Raw genomic sequence first — 637 nt, forward strand, 5'->3', positions numbered from 1 at the left:
GCCTGCAGCACGGCCAGGCCGCTCTCGCCCGCGCCCAGCCGGTGGTCGCACAGCACGGCATCGGGCACGAAGCCGCCGTCCACCCGGGCCATGGCCTGCGCCCCGGTGGCCGCCCATTGCACCTGCAGCCCCCACGACTGCAGCAGTTGGGACAGCGAAGCGGCGATCTGCGGATCGTCCTCCACCAGCAGGCAACGCCCCTGCAGTGAGGCCATGCGTTCGGCCCAGAGCGCCGCCGGCTGCAGCAAAGGCTCGGCCGGCAACGGGCCGCCGGGCTGCGCCGCCGGCAACTCCAGCCAGAAGCACGAGCCCCTGCCCGGCGTGGATTCGAACCCGTGCCCGGCACCGATCAGCCCCGCCGAGCGGGCCACCACCGACAGCCCCAGGCCGTGCCCTTCGGCCTGCTGCACCTGGGCCTGATCGCTGCGGTAGAACGGCGCATAGATGCGGTGGCGGTCCTTGGGGGCCACGCCCGCACCAGTGTCCCAGACCTCGATGCGCCAGCGGCCACCCCGCGCCCGCGCCCCCAGCAACACCCCGCCCGAGGCGGTGTAGCGCAGCGCGTTCTGCGCCAGGTTGAACACCATCTGGCGCAGCAGCGCCGGGTCGCCGCGCACCGCCGCCTCGCGCTGGCGCG

General features: G+C 74.7%; 1 protein-coding gene. It reads right to left on the reverse strand.

Annotation, left to right across the window (positions count from 1 at the left end):
* A partial coding sequence (locus AC27KI_RS26710; RefSeq protein WP_487116916.1) for a sensor histidine kinase occupies nucleotides 1-637 on the reverse strand: 637 nt, incomplete at both ends.

This window comes from Acidovorax sp. KPB24-03, assembly GCF_057546605.1.